General features: G+C 49.6%; 15 protein-coding genes. 5 read left to right on the top strand and 10 right to left on the bottom strand.

Features of this window, described 5'->3' with window-relative positions:
• Positions 1 to 171: 171 nt before the first annotated feature.
• Entirely contained in the window at positions 172 to 837 is a 666-nt protein-coding gene (locus Enr17x_RS07920; protein WP_145307571.1) for a response regulator, read from the top strand.
• A gap of 250 nt (positions 838 to 1087) precedes the next feature.
• Positions 1088 to 1465, top strand: a complete 378-nt coding sequence (locus Enr17x_RS07915; RefSeq protein ID WP_145307569.1) for a rhodanese-like domain-containing protein — start codon at positions 1088 to 1090, stop codon at positions 1463 to 1465.
• A 224-nt stretch (positions 1466 to 1689) separates the two neighbouring features.
• Here the strand turns inward: Enr17x_RS07915 and Enr17x_RS07910 are convergent, their stop codons facing one another.
• From Enr17x_RS07910 to Enr17x_RS07895, 4 genes are all read right to left on the bottom strand, one after another.
• Positions 1690 to 1938: a BON domain-containing protein gene (locus tag Enr17x_RS07910; RefSeq protein WP_198001018.1), complete on the bottom strand. Its 249-nt coding sequence runs from the start codon at positions 1936 to 1938 to the stop codon at positions 1690 to 1692.
• Positions 1939 to 2049: 111 nt separating this feature from the next.
• A complete protein-coding gene (locus Enr17x_RS07905) occupies positions 2050 to 2538 on the bottom strand; it encodes an Hsp20/alpha crystallin family protein (protein ID WP_145307564.1) in 489 nt (162 codons plus the stop codon).
• Between the two features lie 169 nt (positions 2539 to 2707).
• Positions 2708 to 2923, bottom strand: a complete 216-nt coding sequence (locus Enr17x_RS07900) for a carbon storage regulator (protein ID WP_145307562.1) — start codon at positions 2921 to 2923, stop codon at positions 2708 to 2710.
• On the bottom strand, positions 2895 to 3242 hold the full coding sequence (locus Enr17x_RS07895; protein WP_145307560.1) for a hypothetical protein: 348 nt from the start codon (positions 3240 to 3242) through the stop codon (positions 2895 to 2897). The genes Enr17x_RS07900 and Enr17x_RS07895 overlap by 29 nt, the downstream gene beginning before the upstream one ends.
• A 503-nt stretch (positions 3243 to 3745) precedes the next feature.
• On the opposite strand from Enr17x_RS07895, the gene Enr17x_RS07890 reads away from it, so the two are divergent.
• From Enr17x_RS07890 to Enr17x_RS07880, 3 genes are all read left to right on the top strand, one after another.
• On the top strand, positions 3746 to 5194 hold the full coding sequence (locus Enr17x_RS07890) for a PAS domain S-box protein (RefSeq protein ID WP_145307558.1): 1449 nt from the start codon (positions 3746 to 3748) through the stop codon (positions 5192 to 5194).
• Positions 5195 to 5389: 195 nt separating this feature from the next.
• A complete protein-coding gene (locus Enr17x_RS07885; RefSeq protein ID WP_145307556.1) occupies positions 5390 to 6796 on the top strand; it encodes a magnesium chelatase in 1407 nt (468 codons plus the stop codon).
• Positions 6797 to 6846: 50 nt separating this feature from the next.
• Positions 6847 to 8547, top strand: a complete 1701-nt coding sequence (locus Enr17x_RS07880; protein WP_145307554.1) for a vWA domain-containing protein — start codon at positions 6847 to 6849, stop codon at positions 8545 to 8547.
• 136 nt (positions 8548 to 8683) lie between these two features.
• Here the strand turns inward: Enr17x_RS07880 and Enr17x_RS07875 are convergent, their stop codons facing one another.
• The 6 genes from Enr17x_RS07875 to Enr17x_RS07850 all read right to left on the bottom strand — a co-directional run bounded on the left by Enr17x_RS07875 (position 8684) and on the right by Enr17x_RS07850 (position 14871).
• Positions 8684 to 9412: a hypothetical protein gene (locus tag Enr17x_RS07875; protein ID WP_145307552.1), complete on the bottom strand. Its 729-nt coding sequence runs from the start codon at positions 9410 to 9412 to the stop codon at positions 8684 to 8686.
• A 181-nt stretch (positions 9413 to 9593) separates the two neighbouring features.
• Positions 9594 to 10796, bottom strand: coding sequence for a multiheme c-type cytochrome (locus tag Enr17x_RS07870; RefSeq protein ID WP_145307550.1), 1203 nt, complete (start codon positions 10794 to 10796; stop codon positions 9594 to 9596).
• Between the two features lie 26 nt (positions 10797 to 10822).
• A complete protein-coding gene (locus tag Enr17x_RS07865; protein WP_145307548.1) occupies positions 10823 to 11215 on the bottom strand; it encodes a hypothetical protein in 393 nt (130 codons plus the stop codon).
• Between the two features lie 86 nt (positions 11216 to 11301).
• Complete coding sequence (locus Enr17x_RS07860) at positions 11302 to 12414, bottom strand: DUF1559 domain-containing protein (RefSeq protein ID WP_145307546.1); 1113 nt, start codon at positions 12412 to 12414, stop codon at positions 11302 to 11304.
• A gap of 127 nt (positions 12415 to 12541) precedes the next feature.
• The gene (locus tag Enr17x_RS07855; RefSeq protein ID WP_145307544.1) at positions 12542 to 13840 is read right to left on the bottom strand and encodes a tetratricopeptide repeat protein; all 1299 of its coding nucleotides are present in this window, start codon (positions 13838 to 13840) and stop codon (positions 12542 to 12544) included.
• Positions 13837 to 14871 carry a hypothetical protein gene (locus tag Enr17x_RS07850; RefSeq protein WP_145307542.1) on the bottom strand — a complete coding sequence of 345 codons (1035 nt, stop codon included), beginning with the start codon at positions 14869 to 14871 and terminating at the stop codon, positions 13837 to 13839. Before Enr17x_RS07850 ends, Enr17x_RS07855 begins: the two co-directional genes overlap by 4 nt.
• Between the last annotated feature and the right edge of the window lie 25 nt (positions 14872 to 14896).

Raw genomic sequence — 14896 nt, 5'->3', positions numbered from 1 at the left:
ATTTGAATTCCCCAACCTGGAAGCGAACATGCCCTTTCGGACAAATTTGTCTAGTTGTATAATGATACTGAGAGAGCTTGGAAGTAAAAACGTTCTCTGAATTTTCGAGGCAGGCTCTTTACGGCAGTTTTGAAATCAAATTGTGAGTTAAAGGGGTGGGAGCACCAATTTATGAGAAATTCAAATCAGCAACAAACGTGCATTATGATTGTGGATGACCACCCGATTGTACGGGAGGGGTATTCTCGTCTGATCGAACGGGAACAGGGCCTTCAGGTTTGCGCGGAGGCAGATAGCAAAGTCGATGCGATTAAGCAGGTGATGAATGATCCGCCCGACCTGATTATCGTTGATCTGTCTTTAAAAGATGGTAGTGGTCTGGAATTGATTAAAGACATCAAATCCCAATTTAAACAGATCAAAATGCTGACAGTTTCCATGCACGATGAAACTTTATTTGCAGAACGGTGTATTCGGGCAGGTGCATTAGGCTTCGTGAATAAACAACAGGCACCAGAGCAACTGATTGAAGCCATTTACCGAGTACTCCAGGGGAAAGTCTTTCTCAGTTCCGAAATTACAGAACGCATGATCTGCCGTTCGATTGGTTCGGACAATTACTCCGATGAATCTCCCATCGAAAGTCTTTCGGATCGTGAACTGGAAGTCTTTGAACAAATCGGTCAGGGAGAAACAACGCGTAAGATTGCTGAAAAGCTGAATCTGAGCCCCAAAACCGTAGAAACGTATCGGGAAAATATCAAACACAAGCTGGACCTGGAAAATGCAACGGAATTAACCCGTAATGCAATCCAATGGGTGCTGGAAAAACAATAATCTCAGCGGCCCTGTTCCACTCATACAAAACGCCACCGTCTCCCACTTACCTTCACACTTCTTCTGGGGCATTTCCCGATAGAGTCATCAGAATTTCACCCTCGTGATGTCGCTCTTTCAGCCTGATATTCTTGATATTTGAACTTAATATAATAATGAGAATCAGGTAAGCACACTTCCGGTGATTTTAGAAGTACAAAATAAATGAGAGCAAAGACGCTCAGCAATTTTGTACCACAGGGTCGAGGCCATGGTAACCATCAGCAGAAATGACTTACAAGGGCTCATCGTATCATGTCCTGGTTTGAAACTGGTCGAGGTGTTACCCGAAGCATCTTATCAAAAGTTCCACTTACGTGGGGCCATTAATATTCCACTCGCCCCTCATTTTGATGAACAGTTCCTGCAGATCTTCACCGATAAGAACCAGACTATCGTCGTTTATAGTCTGAATTTCGAATGCAAACTTTCCAAACAGGCAGTACAGCGTCTGCAGGAACTGGGTTACCGGAATATTTATGATTACGAGCCTGGCAAAATCGACTGGAACGCCGCACAACTTCCCGTCGAACATGGTACGCCGAAGACAGCACCCGATGTGAAGCAACAGGGGTTTCTCTTTCTCTGAGCAACCTGCTCAAAGTCGTGTATTGAGATCACAATACGCCGTAGCAGCAGAAAATCAGCTTGCCTTTTGCTGGCACACAACACGGGTCACGGGTGAAGACGAGACCTGCTGTGTGCCAGCATGTTGACAAGGTCAATGCAATGCAGATCATAAGCATCGCAAATTCCATTCGATGAAATCTCTCTCAGGCAATGCATGGTGCCAAAAAACAGGTCTTTGCCGCATTAATACTGAGGAAACTCTCTTTCAACCACCAGATCATTACTCAATGCTTTGACTCCATCGACTGACAAAGCCCGAGTCTGAGCCACCTGCTTCATAAAATAGGTGGGAACATCGCCTGCCAGAAAGACCTGCCCCCGATCGACCATCACGCGCACTTGAGCCAAAGGAGCATAGCCGGAGGCCCTCAAAGCGCGTTTGACTCGTGCCATGAGCTGATTGTCTGGATTGGGAAGCAATCTGCGTCGCATCTCTCCTTGTAGTTTCACCATGCTCTCCTTAGTTTTTTGTATTACAATGATCTCTATCCGATGGATTTCAAAAAATACGCTTTCCAAAGCGCGTCAGCTTCGATTGTCATCTCAGGATTTCGTTTTGACAGTGACTTTATGCGGTTTTCTGAAATCAGACTTGGGAAGTTTTACGGTCAACACACCCTCCGCGCATTCCGCTTCAATGTGTTCACTCTGCACTTCACAAGGTAATTTGACAGACCGGGAAAAGCTGCCGCTCGTCCGTTCAATTCGGTGAAAGGTTTTGCCTTTTTCCTCTTGCTCTTCTTTTCGTTCTCCCGTGATCTGTAGCGTATTCCCAATCACTTCCACTTCAATCTCTTCGGGTTGAATTCCCGGAATATCCATTTTCACTTCGATTGCGTCATCCGTTTCCGACATATCCAGCATGGCATTGAATCCTGCCACCATTCCTCCGTCACCGGAGAATGGGCTTAACAAGTTATCCATTTCATCTCGCAGTGACCAGAAAGGCGCTCTGCCCCAGAATGAACTGAGCCCTGGTAAGCCTTGATCGGGTCGTGTCACAGTTCCTCGAATCGCTGGTTTGAGTGTCATTTTCATTCTCCTCCGTTACTGAATTGGGTTCCCTGAATCGATCCAAAATGACTCTCGCAAGACGTTCATACTTTAGTGGCTCACTGGCAGGTAAAAAATCAGGTAGTATGCCCAAAGACAGTATCGAAATCTCCTGCTACCTTCCTCAGGAAACTCCCGATGAGAGTCGTTAAAGGATAATGTGCTCCTGCTCTTCAAGCTGCTCCGCCAGGCACTGATCAGCTTCACACAAAGATTCGAGTGGAACCTCACTTCGTCGGATCGGTACTTTGCGCGGGCATTCGATTCCCAGCTTGACTTTACCGCCCCGGATTCGAACAACTGTCAAGATGATATCGTCGGCAATTCGAATCGATTCATTTTTTTTGCGAGTTAAAACGAGCATAACGTCCTTTCCCTGAATTCTGTGTCCGCGAAATCCGATTCTGACAGCAATAACGTGCCAGAAATGCAAGGCGTTCTAGTGTCACTCGATCGAACAAGTGCAGACGCTGCCGACAATCTGCATTTAAGACAGAGGGATTAGCCACATGAATCACCCGCATCAGTTCCTCACGCACCATCTGACGGATCTGTTCATTCGCCAGATCCGCAATTAACGTGTGATCTAATGCCTCTGCCTGCGCTTCCTGAAAAAGGCGATTCCGGGAAGGAGCGTGACTCTGTTTTTGTTTTGATACCGTTGAGCTGTCTGTCGTTTTCATTGAGATCATTTCCTGGAGAGAGTGCTTAAACCAAGATGAAAAACATGAGACATCCCTGCCTGTTATGCTCAAAAGATTTTTTGTGTCTCAAAGAGAGACCCGAGATAGTACATTCCATACCAATTGAGCACATGAGCCCTGCTGATGACCAGACTCTTTCGCACTACCCGCTCTTATGATGATTCCCCTGAAAACGAACTTCGAACGTGAATTTTCTGTTAATTTCCATTCTGTTTCGCTACAACAAAGGGAGTACCATTGCTGATTGCGAAACGCATTTCTGAAGCGAATCACCCCATTGTGCATTACAATACCGACTTTGTCATTTTTGAAAACGGGGAATCTTTCCGAAATTGAGTAGGGGAATTCCCCAGACAAATTCCAACTGGTGAGCAAACTCACGGGATCTTGTTTACAGACTCAGTGCGAATCGGTATTTTGAAGTAGTAATCGAGACCAAAGGGAACCCCTTGAATTTAACATCCGGAGATAATCCGTCCAGCATGCGTAATCCACAAGGCTTACCAGTTTTGCTGGTAGAACCAGATTCAGAATCACGGTCTCAGTTGATCCAGGTCTTGATGAAAGACGGATATCGCATAGATATCGCGGAAACACAGGCCCAAATGCTGGACCGGGATAACTGGTCTGACTATTTCCTGATTATTCTTGAACACGATCTTCCTGATGGAAGAATTGATGAACTTCTCCCCCTGTTAAAACAACGGGCGCCCCATGCCGAGTTACTGGTGGTCACATCTCAACACAGAATTGAAAACATGATCATCGCTTTCCGAAACGGTATTGCCGACTATTTTGTCAAACCGATCGACCCCGATTTATTTCGCGCTTCCTTGAAACGGATCCTGCAAAACAGAACTGTCTCCAGCGAATTACGCCAGACACAGGCACAGCTCAAAGCCATTGTGGATACTGCCATTGAAGCGGTGATCACAATCAACCGCAAAGGCCTTATCCAATCGTTTAACCCGGCTGCTGAGAAAATGTTTGGCTATCAAGCCCAGGAAATCATCGATCAAAATGTCAGTTTATTGACTTCTCTCCCGACTCGAAAACATCACGACGAATACATCGCGCATTACCTGGAAACCGGGGAATCAGAAATCGTAGGGGCCAGACGCGAACTGCAAGCCTGCCGCCGTGATGGAACGACCTTCCCGATTGAACTTTCGGTGACCGACATTCCTCAATTTGGTATCTTTGCCGGAATTATCGCCGATATCAGCGAACGCAAGCAGGCAGAGCAACAACAGAATGAATTATCCCGCGCTATCGCTGTCGCCGGGCAGCAGGAACGCCGCAATCTTGCGAATATCCTGCATGATCATCTGCAACAAGTCCTGGTCGGCGTCCGTATTCACCTCGATATTGCTAAAAATGATACGAAAGATGAAGACATCAAACAGACACTGATTCGCGCTGATGAGTTACTGAATCAAGGTCTCGAAATCACACGTTCTTTAACAGCAGAGTTGAATCCGGTAGTCTTACACGAAGAAGGCCTGGCAACCGCCCTGGAGTGGTTAGCTCATAACATGAAAGAACGTTATAAGCTTGACGTAACGCTCGACCTCGATCGACGCGCCAATCCGCAAAGTGAAACCACAAAAATTGTTTTATATGAATGCATCCGCGAGCTGCTGTTTAATGTCGTCAAGCATTCACAAACGGATCAAGCACATGTCAGTTTGAAACACTTGCCGAACCAGGATATTGAAGTGACTGTCTCAGATCAGGGAATTGGCTTTGACACAGACCAACTTGATCACCAGCTTTCGGATGCCAGTGGAATCGGTCTCAGCAATGTCGAGTTTCGTCTGTCGCTTATTAAAGGAAAGTTCTGGCTGGAATCACAAGCGGGACAAGGCACCACCGCACACATCATTGCCTACCTGAATTCCGATAACATCAGCGATCTCAAAGGCGATTGAAATCAGGAGGCGAGAATCCTTTTTCACTGAATCCAGAACTCCTGAACAACTGCACTATAGCCGCCGCGCCTGTTTCGTCTATGATAAAGAGAGCCTCGCTCTTTTCAGCTGACGAGTCGACTTGTCTGACCTGTTCAGAACAGTCATGTCTGAGAACTACTATCCCGCTTCATCACAGCAGAATGAGAATACTTTATGAATCGTCCCACCAATCTGGCGGAACTTCGCGAAAGCGGTTGGCAAAGCAAAACTGTCAAACGCGAAATATATGATAACTTAATGCGTGCCCTGCAAAGCAGCGACGAACTCTTTCCCGGCATCGTCGGCTATGATGACACCGTCATTCCGGATATCGTGCTGGCGTTACTTTCGGAACATGACATGCTTTTCCTGGGAGAAAAAGGCCAGGCCAAAAGCCGCATCATGCGGTTGCTCGTCCGCTTTCTCGATCCTGAAATTCCATATCTCAACATTCCCGATTCCCCCGTGCACGATGATCCCTACCAGCCCATCACCACCGCCGGGCGAACCTGCCTGGCCAACACTCCCGACGAAGAAGTGCCGATCGGCTGGTGGTCCCGCGAAGACCGCTACGCCGAACGCCTGGCCCCCGGAACCAAATTCGCCGACGTCATTGGAGAAATCGATCCCGCCAAACTCGCACACGGCGAAAGCATGTCGGCGGAAAGTGCCCTGCACTTCGGACTGATTCCCCGCATGCATCGCGGCATTTTTGCCATGAATGAACTGCCGGAACTGGACGAACTCGTGCAGGTCGGCCTGTTTAATATCTTGGAAGAACGCGACGTCCAGATTCGCGGCTATCCTATTCGCTTCGATCTCGACATGCTGATTCTGTTCTCTTCCAATCCGTCCACATTCAACCGCAGCGGAAAAGTGATCCCGCAGCTTAAAGACCGGATTGGCTCAGTCATTCACACGCATTACCCTCGCGAACGCAGCCTGGGCATTGAAATTATGGAACAGGAAGCAAACGTCGAACTGGAAGGCGATGTGCCGGTCGTCGTCCCTTATTTCATGCGGGAAATTGTCGAACAGATCACCGTCGCCGCCCGGGCCTCCAAATATGTAGACCACGATTCCGGCGTGAGTGCCCGCTTCAGCATCGCCAACTATCGTATGATGGTCGCCTCAGCCCGTCGTCGCGGCGCGGTTCTCGGCGAAAAACCATCCGTCCCCCGCATCAGCGATCTGGGACACCTCTACTCGTCTTCATTAGGCAAACTGGAACTGGATCTGATGGGAGCCAGCCAGATGTCCGAGCGGCAGGTACTCGATGCGATCATTGCCCAGGCGATTCAAGATGTGTTTCAGGAATATATCGTCGAACATGGTCTGGCAGAGATCAGCGAAATCTTTGCGCAAGGAATTAAAATCGAAGTCGGGGATATGCTGCCTTCATCGCAATACGCAGAGCGACTTAAACGGGTCCCTCCCATCTGGGACAAAGCCTTTGAAGTCAACGCGTCCGGAGATGAAGCGATTCGGGCGTCCTGTATCGAGTTCGTGCTGGCCGGCCTGTATGCCAACAGCAAAATTTCACGCTCGCAGGATCATGGCCGCATTACGTATGAAACCTGATCGACATTCCGTTCTCAAATCACTCTCCTCAGAGAGATCGAGACACCATTATGACTGATAAACGACTTACCGGCGGCATTATTCATACATACCAGAAGTATGATCCCAAACGCATCCCCGATCCAATGCAGCCGCCCCCTGACCTGGTCTCTCCTGCGCTCGAACATATGATGTACTATGGCTCGATGCGGGAACTGACCGAGGAAGAACTGGCCCGCGCCATTCGCCTGGACCCCAGCCAGATCGCCGGTCTCGGTCCCAGTCTGGATGCGCTGGTCGCAATGTTGGAAGAACGCAAACGAAAAATCCTCGAAACCTATGAAACCGACAGCGTCCGTAAAAAAGCCCGCCGCAGCTATCGCGACTATGCGAAACATATGCAGCCCCCGAAACGGGTCAAAGACTATTTTCATCAAGCGGTTCACGAAGAGCAGATCTACGACCTGGAACGACTCTGGTACAAAGTCAACGATGATCAGAGCCCGTTCTCACAAGGTCTGGTTCAACTCGTTGATCGACTGGGGGACAAGTACGAAATTGACGAGCTGGCAGCCAGTTATCATTTCACCGGTCGTACTTCAATGACCATTCCCGAAGCGCTGGAGATCAAAGCGGAACTGGAAAAGATCGACGAACTGCTCAAGCAATTGGAAGAAGCTCGCGAGACCGCACAGATCGCGATCATCGATATGGAAGCGCTGTCCGAATTCACCCAGCCAGGCGATATGGAAACACTGGAGGCATTGCAGAAACAGGTTCGGGATCTGATGCGCGAAATGGCTGATCAGCAGGGACTCGAATTCTCCAAAGGCCAGTTCCGCCTGACTCCCAAAGCGTATCGCCTGTTCCAGAGCCGCATCCTTGAGCGAATCTTCAGCGACCTGCAGGCATCGCGTACTGGACGCCACAGTGGCCCGGTCGTTGGAGAAGGCGCCGTTGAACTACCCAGCACCAAACCGTATGAGTTCGGGGATTCGGTCACGAACATGGATATCGTGCAATCCTTCACGAACGCCATACTGCGAGATGGACCGGGATTTCCGATCCAACTGAAGTCAGACGACCTGGTGATTCATAAAACACGCAACGCGCCCAAATGCGCCACGACAGTGTTGATGGACATGAGCGGCTCCATGCGTTACGAAGGACAATACGTCAATGTGAAACAGATGGGGCTGGCGCTCGAAGCATTAATCCGCGGTGAATTTCCCGGTGATTATCTGCAGTTCATCGAAATGTACTCCTTCGCAAAACCGCGAACCGCAGGCGAGATCGTCGAGCTGATGCCGAAACCGGTCACGATCTTTGATCCGGTCGTCCGCTTGAAAGTGGACATGAGCGACGAAAAAATCAGCGAGCAGATCGTGCCGCCGCACTTTACGAATATTCAACATGGTCTCCAGCTCTCCCGGCACTTCCTCTCAACGCAGGACACGCCCAACCGGCAGATCATCCTGATCACCGACGGCTTGCCCACCGCACACTTCGAAGGCGAAATGCTGTATCTGTTATATCCGCCCGATCCGCAAACCGAAGCCGCCACGATGCGCGAAGCCCATCTGTGCCAGCGCGAAGGCATCACCATTAACATCTTCCTGATTCCCAGTTGGTCCCAATCCAGCGAAGACATCCAGTTTGCCCACCGATTGGCCGAAGCAACGCAGGGCCGCGTCTTCTTCACTGCCGGCCGCGACCTCGACCGCTACGTCGTCTGGGACTACGTCTCCCAACGCCGCGATATTATCGGTTAATCTGACCTGGAAAATTAAAAACGACACTGCTGAATCAATAGCAGTGCCGTTTTCCCGTTGATTGCTTTCTCTGTCTTGGCAATAGCAATACAGAGAATCTGAACTCACATTGAAAGCTCAGGTGTACGTTCTATTCTTATGTAGGTCCGATTGTGGAAACATCGACGTCCAGAGTTGATAAATCAGATCCATCTTCGCTGGCTTGTACATGGACATAACCAGTCAGGCGCAATGTATCCCCGGTAGTAAAAGTTAGTGGATACGTTCTCTCAAAGAGAAAATTATGGTTGTAGTAATTCTGATTTGGAATAAAGCTTTCCAAAGTGTTTCCACTTCCATCTTTGACTACGACTTCATCAGTCCCCGCCTGGATACTGAGCACGACATTATTATTCTTTCTTATCTTCACATAAGAGAGACCATGGGAATCTCCTGCCGATGTATATCGATATTTTACGTGAACTGTCGTCGTATTCGATCCGCCGGTGTCATGTAACAGTTCGTACGAAGCATCATACTCTGCCGTAGATGCATCGATCACAGTAGTAGCGCTCAAACTAAAGTCAATGACTTCCTGCTCGTCCACATTCGAGCCGCACGTAACGCTATACAGAGAATTTCCCAGCGAAGCGACATAGGCTGCCCAATATTGGTCAGAGACTCCATGTGTACCAAGGATGGAATCATAAGTTGTTCCCGTTTCAGAAGCACCGGGAGTCCCAGTACTGACCGAAGAATACACGTCTACTTCTCCAGCAATCATTCCCCAGATGTCTCCTGGATCTCCATAAGCTGGCGCTCCCATTAGCATGCAGGCCAGCGCCAGCATTCCCACTTTGAGTCTCCCTTTTTTCCATCCCATCATCGTTTCTCCCTTTTCTGAAACCTGAAAGAAGCACATAGACACATAACAGCATCTAAGATTTGACCAGAAGAACAGTACCAAACTCCTGTTAACTAGACGCAAACTTACAGTGAAAAACGAAAGAATGTAGAATTCCCGATTCGTTTCATCGCGAATTGATAAAATTAGTCTACAGTCGGCTCTATTTTGCCGGTTTTCGAATCCAGTGGTCATGGAACTTGATGCCGGCGGTCCATTCGACGGCCGGCATGTGGCATTCGATGCAGTCTCCCTGTGGCTTTACGGGGCAGACAGTCGAATGATCTGCAACTTGATGACAGGACTGGCATTGCTGGTTGTATTCTCTCCGGTTGTGTGAGGTCGCATCGTGGGGATCGTGACAGTACGCGCACGAAAGCTGGCCTTGGGAATTCAGATAACATTTGCTTTTCTTTAAGCCATAAGGTTGGAAACGGACCAGTTCATGTGGTTCGGCTGTTGCGGAAATATTACTTTCATCCCGATGGCACTGGGCGCACGCAGTAATGTACTCCTCAGCGTTCTGGTAGTTGATGAGCGGCTTACTTTCGTCGCCACGGCCGATCTTTGCCAGTTCGACGTGCTGTTGCCGGGGACCGTGACAACGTTCACAACCGACGTTAGGAATAAAAAACTCTGGCCGGAATGGCGCGCCGGGAGGCGGCCCGACCGTCATGTGACATCCCAGGCAGGCTGACACATCCGCAGCCTGCATCGGACGTCCAAAACATTCGATGCTGTTACGGTTATAAACGTCATACTGCTCATGGTCGGGTGTCAGTCCCAGACCTTTAAAATTCGCAAACCAGGACCAGCGCAATTCCACCCCCTGACGTCGTTGTTCATCAACGGCAATTGCCGTCTGCGCATGGGTGCCGGAACCGAGCAGCCAGCTGACCGACAACGCAGGCATCGTTGGGTGCGTCTCATCCTGTACCGTGAATTGATCGTCACGTATTGCGAACAGCCATCTCTGATCTCTTCGGGGATCTTCGTAGGCACTCATTTGAGCAAGTCGACCCGCCAGATTGCTTTTCGACATCAGAACCGAAGTATGCGAATGGCCGGAGCGCTGATGTGCTTCATATTCCTTGCGGTGACATTCCGCGCAGGCTAAATCGCCGGCAAAGTTCGCAGTCAGAAACTGCTTCCAGACGGACTCAGGATCGCGACCAGAAACGGGACTGGTTGCTTGCTGACTGTTACCAGTTTGGCTTTCCCTTTGCGAGGGACGCGGCTTGTCATCAGTGCAGGAAACGGTGATCGCCGTCAGAATCAAAAACATGATGACGATCAGCGCAAGTCTCTGTTTGCCGTTAACCAGCTTCAACAATACACCTCGAAAATCGGCAACGTTCAACGGCACAGCAATTCATAGGCAAGAATAACAGGTTACCCGGGGAGCGGTGCTTCTTTGATTTTCCACTCTTCCCCTTCGCGTTTCAGCTTCCAGGTCATTTTGGTTTCTGTCTGCTCAGCCGTTTTTCCCTGAGCCCCTTTAGGGGACACAACCATTCCCGCGATAATTTTGACGGGCACGGTGGCTTCATCGCCGTCGATTTCTGCAGTCCCGTCGATGACGTACACATACTTCCCATAATCTTTCCGATTCTGGGGAACTGCACCGGTAACAAACGCAGACTGAAACATTTTTTCGCTGCCACTTGCATCGCCAAGACCCACCACATGCGCATAAACATGTTCTTCTACCGTTGGCTCAGGCACACCTCCACCACCACAGCCTGCCAGTACGCAGGAAACCAAACATAAAATCCAGTTTTTCATCTTCCACTCGCTTACGAAAGTATTTCTGAAAAAAGTAACGCTACAGACAACATCGCCTGTAGCGTACTTTTGAAGCTCACACTCGTTTAAAATTCGCCGATCGTTTCGCCATTTCGAATTGTGTTCAACGGCCGCCAGATCGCCGCGTTGTCCACATTTTCACTGATGAAACGAACTGCGCCGTCGGCCATCAGGGCATTGACTCCCCCCGTATGGTAACTGCGAGCAGCTGCATATACATCGGCTGTAGACCGCTCTTCGGTACAGGTAAGGTAGGGACTCGTATCTGCAGGGATGGACGTGTCACAACCAGCCAGCACATCAGCGACCCGCGCATTGGGGTTATTATAAGCGGTAAAGATCGTTGCTCCCATCGCTGGTGACAACCAGACACCCCGGATATCGACACTCGTACCCGCGGAAAAACCATCCGTACCCACAATTTCACTGACAGCAACGGTATTACTCATGCCATCGACAAAATCACTGTCTGTCGTGCCGTTACCCTGTTGGAATAAATCGCCCGAACCACCGGAGGGAATTGCAATTTCACTGGCAGTCGAAAAATAACAACCAAAGGCCCCTCGGGTTGTTCGGCTTTCCCAGGATAACATATTGCCGGATCCCCAACTGGCAGCATAGTTATTCCCCTTGGCTAACGATTCCAGACCATATCCGCCATCACTATAATAGGAGTTGTCTCTCGGGGCAGAAGGACAGTGGGTGATAGCGGGCAGACGTTTCCGGCCAATGTGCGCCGGGGACAAATACTCACAATGGTCCCAGGGATTCGCCTTCCCATCCGATCTTGATTTGAGATCATCTGCACAAGTTGTAATCTGGTCCCACAGTCCAGGTTGCTCCATATAGGGCAGCAACATGACGAGCCAATGGAAGCCAAAACCGTCTTGGCCATGCTGCCAGCCACCAGTTTTAAATCTGTTCCCAGAGTCATCATAACAAACATACCCCGGCGGAAATGCACCAAAAGTATCCAGGTGATTGTGCAACGCCAGACCATACTGCTTTAAGTTATTCTTACACTGTGACCGGCGTGCGGCCTCGCGTGCCTGCTGAACGGCCGGTAATAACAGGGCAATCAAGATGGCAATGATGGCAATCACTACCAATAATTCGATCAATGTAAAACCGCGACGCCATTTCTGTCGCATCTGTTTCTGAATTCGTGAATGTTGCATATACTTCTTCTCCAATTAAAAATAATTTCAATAACTGATTCACTGCGCCAACCAGATCCGGGTTGGAAGCAGACCTCTCTCAATGGGCTCACACTTCGTGATCTGACAACAGCTTCACTGATCCATTTCAGAGACGTCCATTCCGCCAGACATTCAGACAACCAAAGTGCTGTTGCTGCAAGGATGAAATCAGTTTTTTTCCAGGGATGGCATAGCGAGCCGCATTGAGCGCCATCGCCTGTTGAACATGATCTCGTGCTTTTGTCGTCTGTTGTGTGTCTTCATAAAATTGGGCGAGTAGAAAATGCTGGTCCGCTGTGGGAACCAGTGATAACGCCGATAAATACGCAGCTTCCGCTTCCGCATAGTTCCCTCTTTTCCTTTCAGCAAATGCTATCCCTTTCCAGGCGGCGACGATTCCCGCCTGTTGCTGCTCTGAACGCGGTAGTTTTTTCCAGGCTTTAAGTGCCCGTTGATAGTTCCGCTCGCTTTCCCCCCAATTCTCTTGATGTTGGTAGATGTTTCCCAGTAGCTGATAACTTAGTGGGCTGGCTTCTGATTTTCCGGTCCAGGGCTCCAACAAGCGGACCGCTGCCGTACGCTGTCCCAAAATTGATAGAAGTCGTGCCCGTTGATAAGTGAATTCTTCACTTTGAACGGGACGCCTCCTCATAAAAGCCAGATTGCGTTCGATTTCATAACAGTCCCGATCCAGATCCCGTGCCAGATCTCCCGCAGAGGTACTGCCAATTTCCTCCCAAGGCGACAAGACACAGATCTCCTGTGTCAGTTGCCGCGCGTCTCCTAATCGTCCGCTTCCCAGATATTCTTCCGTTTGCGTTACCATTTCATCGACACGCGACTGGGTATAAAATGCAGGTATCAACAGTGCAGTTATGCAAGCCAACAACCAGACCATCACTCCCGGACGTGATATAGACGCTGATTCCTGAAACCGAAACAGATTTCCGGCAAGTAAGAGCGAAGTAACCAGGAGCCAGAAGGCAATGGCCGGGCGCAACACGAATGACTCCCAGGCATCTTCCTGATCCAGAGTGACACTCGTCTGATCTCCTGTTAACGCGAGATAAATAATCCCTGTGGTCCCGAGAAAACAGATCAACTCCAGGGTCAAAAATAACAAACGATGATTTCGTTTTAAAACCCCAGACATCGATTCTGCAAGCAGGATTGTGCAAGGCACCATGCACAGAAAGCTGACAGCAATGATATCAGCGCGAACATAAGGCACGCTCAATCCATCTTCAGCACGTACACTTTGTACCCACCAGGCGACGGCACACGTCACAATGCCCGCAGTCGACAATGCCAGCATTCGATGCGATGTCTGAATGCGATGCTCCAGCAGTCTTTCCCGGCTGTCTGTCTGCACCTGATTTCGTGATGTCCTCTTCTGGCTTGTCATGCGGGCACGCGCCTCCGTGACTTCCAGATCAGGCCATCATAGGCATAGTGCAGAAACGCCATGATTAAATTCGCCGTGAGCCAGAGTTCCAGCAGATGTGATTCCATCAGCCAGGCCCCCATTCCCAGAATGACGATAAAGACGGCTAATACAAGTCCCCAGCGAGGCATCAAACGGGTAAACAGTGCTGTCGTTGGTTTGCCTGACTTCTGCGTGCGATCCACTGACCAGCTGACGATTGCCAGATATTCAATGGAATGAAAGAGAGCGGACGCCGTGGTCAAGACCAGCAACATCATCGGATTTTTCGCGACAATCGCCCCTAACATTGACAAATAAAGCGTCATCACACTGGTGAAATACAGACAGCGCCCCACCGTTTCTGCACGGATTTGCCAGAATTCGCGTAAAATCATGCCGGCTGGAATGGCAGCGAACAGAGTATCCAGCATGCCCCATCCCTGACTGTCTGCTGATCCCAGTGAGACCCAGCTGGCAATTCGAAATGTGACATACAGTAAAAACGTGCGCATCAGCCATTTATCAATCCGGGCTCGACGGGCAGAGATACCGCCGGTTTTTCTGCCATAGATACTATAGATACCATGGTGCTGGGCGGCGAAATGCCAGGCATTCCAGATGTAATCAATCGTCAACAAACAAGTCAGCGCACCCGTGGAAATCTTCACCGCAACGGGAATCGTCAATAAGCAAACCGTGATCAAAATATATTTCATCTTATTGGCCTGCAGTCGGTCCCGTTCCAGAAACAGGAGCGCTGGTGTGATCCAACGATGAGGCGTCGTGATGAAATAGATTTGCCAGAAGCTGACGCCGCTTTGAATTTCCAGACCGCCCCACCACTGAAACAAAACCAGTAAAGGCCAGCCAAGATTCGCCAGAAAGAGCAGGTCATATTTCGGGTCAACCAGCCACGCTGCCTGCAGCGATTGCCGAAAACTCCCCGCAACCGCTTCCGATCGCTCTGAAGCAGCTTGAGGTAAAAATGCAGGTTGAGATATTTGTGACATCGTTTCGTTACAGCAATTTGGTTTC

It is taken from the genome of Gimesia fumaroli (assembly GCF_007754425.1).
Classification (GTDB): Bacteria; Planctomycetota; Planctomycetia; order Planctomycetales; family Planctomycetaceae; genus Gimesia; species Gimesia fumaroli.
The sequence above is the reverse complement of the archived record's forward strand: the minus strand, read 5'-3'. Positions and strand labels throughout refer to the sequence as shown.

Bases quoted from the DNA above. Each gene is read 5' to 3' on its own strand.
- Enr17x_RS07890 (WP_145307558.1), top strand. From the start codon at position 3,746: ATGCGTAATCCACAAGGCTTACCAGTTTTGCTGGTAGAACCAGATTCA.
- Enr17x_RS07910 (WP_198001018.1), bottom strand. From the start codon at position 1,938: ATGCGACGCAGATTGCTTCCCAATCCAGACAATCAGCTCATGGCACGA.
- Enr17x_RS07895 (WP_145307560.1), bottom strand. From the start codon at position 3,242: ATGAAAACGACAGACAGCTCAACGGTATCAAAACAAAAACAGAGTCAC.
- Enr17x_RS07885 (WP_145307556.1), top strand. From the start codon at position 5,390: ATGAATCGTCCCACCAATCTGGCGGAACTTCGCGAAAGCGGTTGGCAA.
- Enr17x_RS07850 (WP_145307542.1), bottom strand. From the start codon at position 14,871: ATGTCACAAATATCTCAACCTGCATTTTTACCTCAAGCTGCTTCAGAG.
- Enr17x_RS07880 (WP_145307554.1), top strand. From the start codon at position 6,847: ATGACTGATAAACGACTTACCGGCGGCATTATTCATACATACCAGAAG.
- Enr17x_RS07875 (WP_145307552.1), bottom strand. From the start codon at position 9,412: ATGATGGGATGGAAAAAAGGGAGACTCAAAGTGGGAATGCTGGCGCTG.
- Enr17x_RS07855 (WP_145307544.1), bottom strand. From the start codon at position 13,840: ATGACAAGCCAGAAGAGGACATCACGAAATCAGGTGCAGACAGACAGC.
- Enr17x_RS07920 (WP_145307571.1), top strand. From the start codon at position 172: ATGAGAAATTCAAATCAGCAACAAACGTGCATTATGATTGTGGATGAC.
- Enr17x_RS07915 (WP_145307569.1), top strand. From the start codon at position 1,088: ATGGTAACCATCAGCAGAAATGACTTACAAGGGCTCATCGTATCATGT.
- Enr17x_RS07900 (WP_145307562.1), bottom strand. From the start codon at position 2,923: ATGCTCGTTTTAACTCGCAAAAAAAATGAATCGATTCGAATTGCCGAC.
- Enr17x_RS07865 (WP_145307548.1), bottom strand. From the start codon at position 11,215: ATGAAAAACTGGATTTTATGTTTGGTTTCCTGCGTACTGGCAGGCTGT.
- Enr17x_RS07860 (WP_145307546.1), bottom strand. From the start codon at position 12,414: ATGCAACATTCACGAATTCAGAAACAGATGCGACAGAAATGGCGTCGC.
- Enr17x_RS07905 (WP_145307564.1), bottom strand. From the start codon at position 2,538: ATGACACTCAAACCAGCGATTCGAGGAACTGTGACACGACCCGATCAA.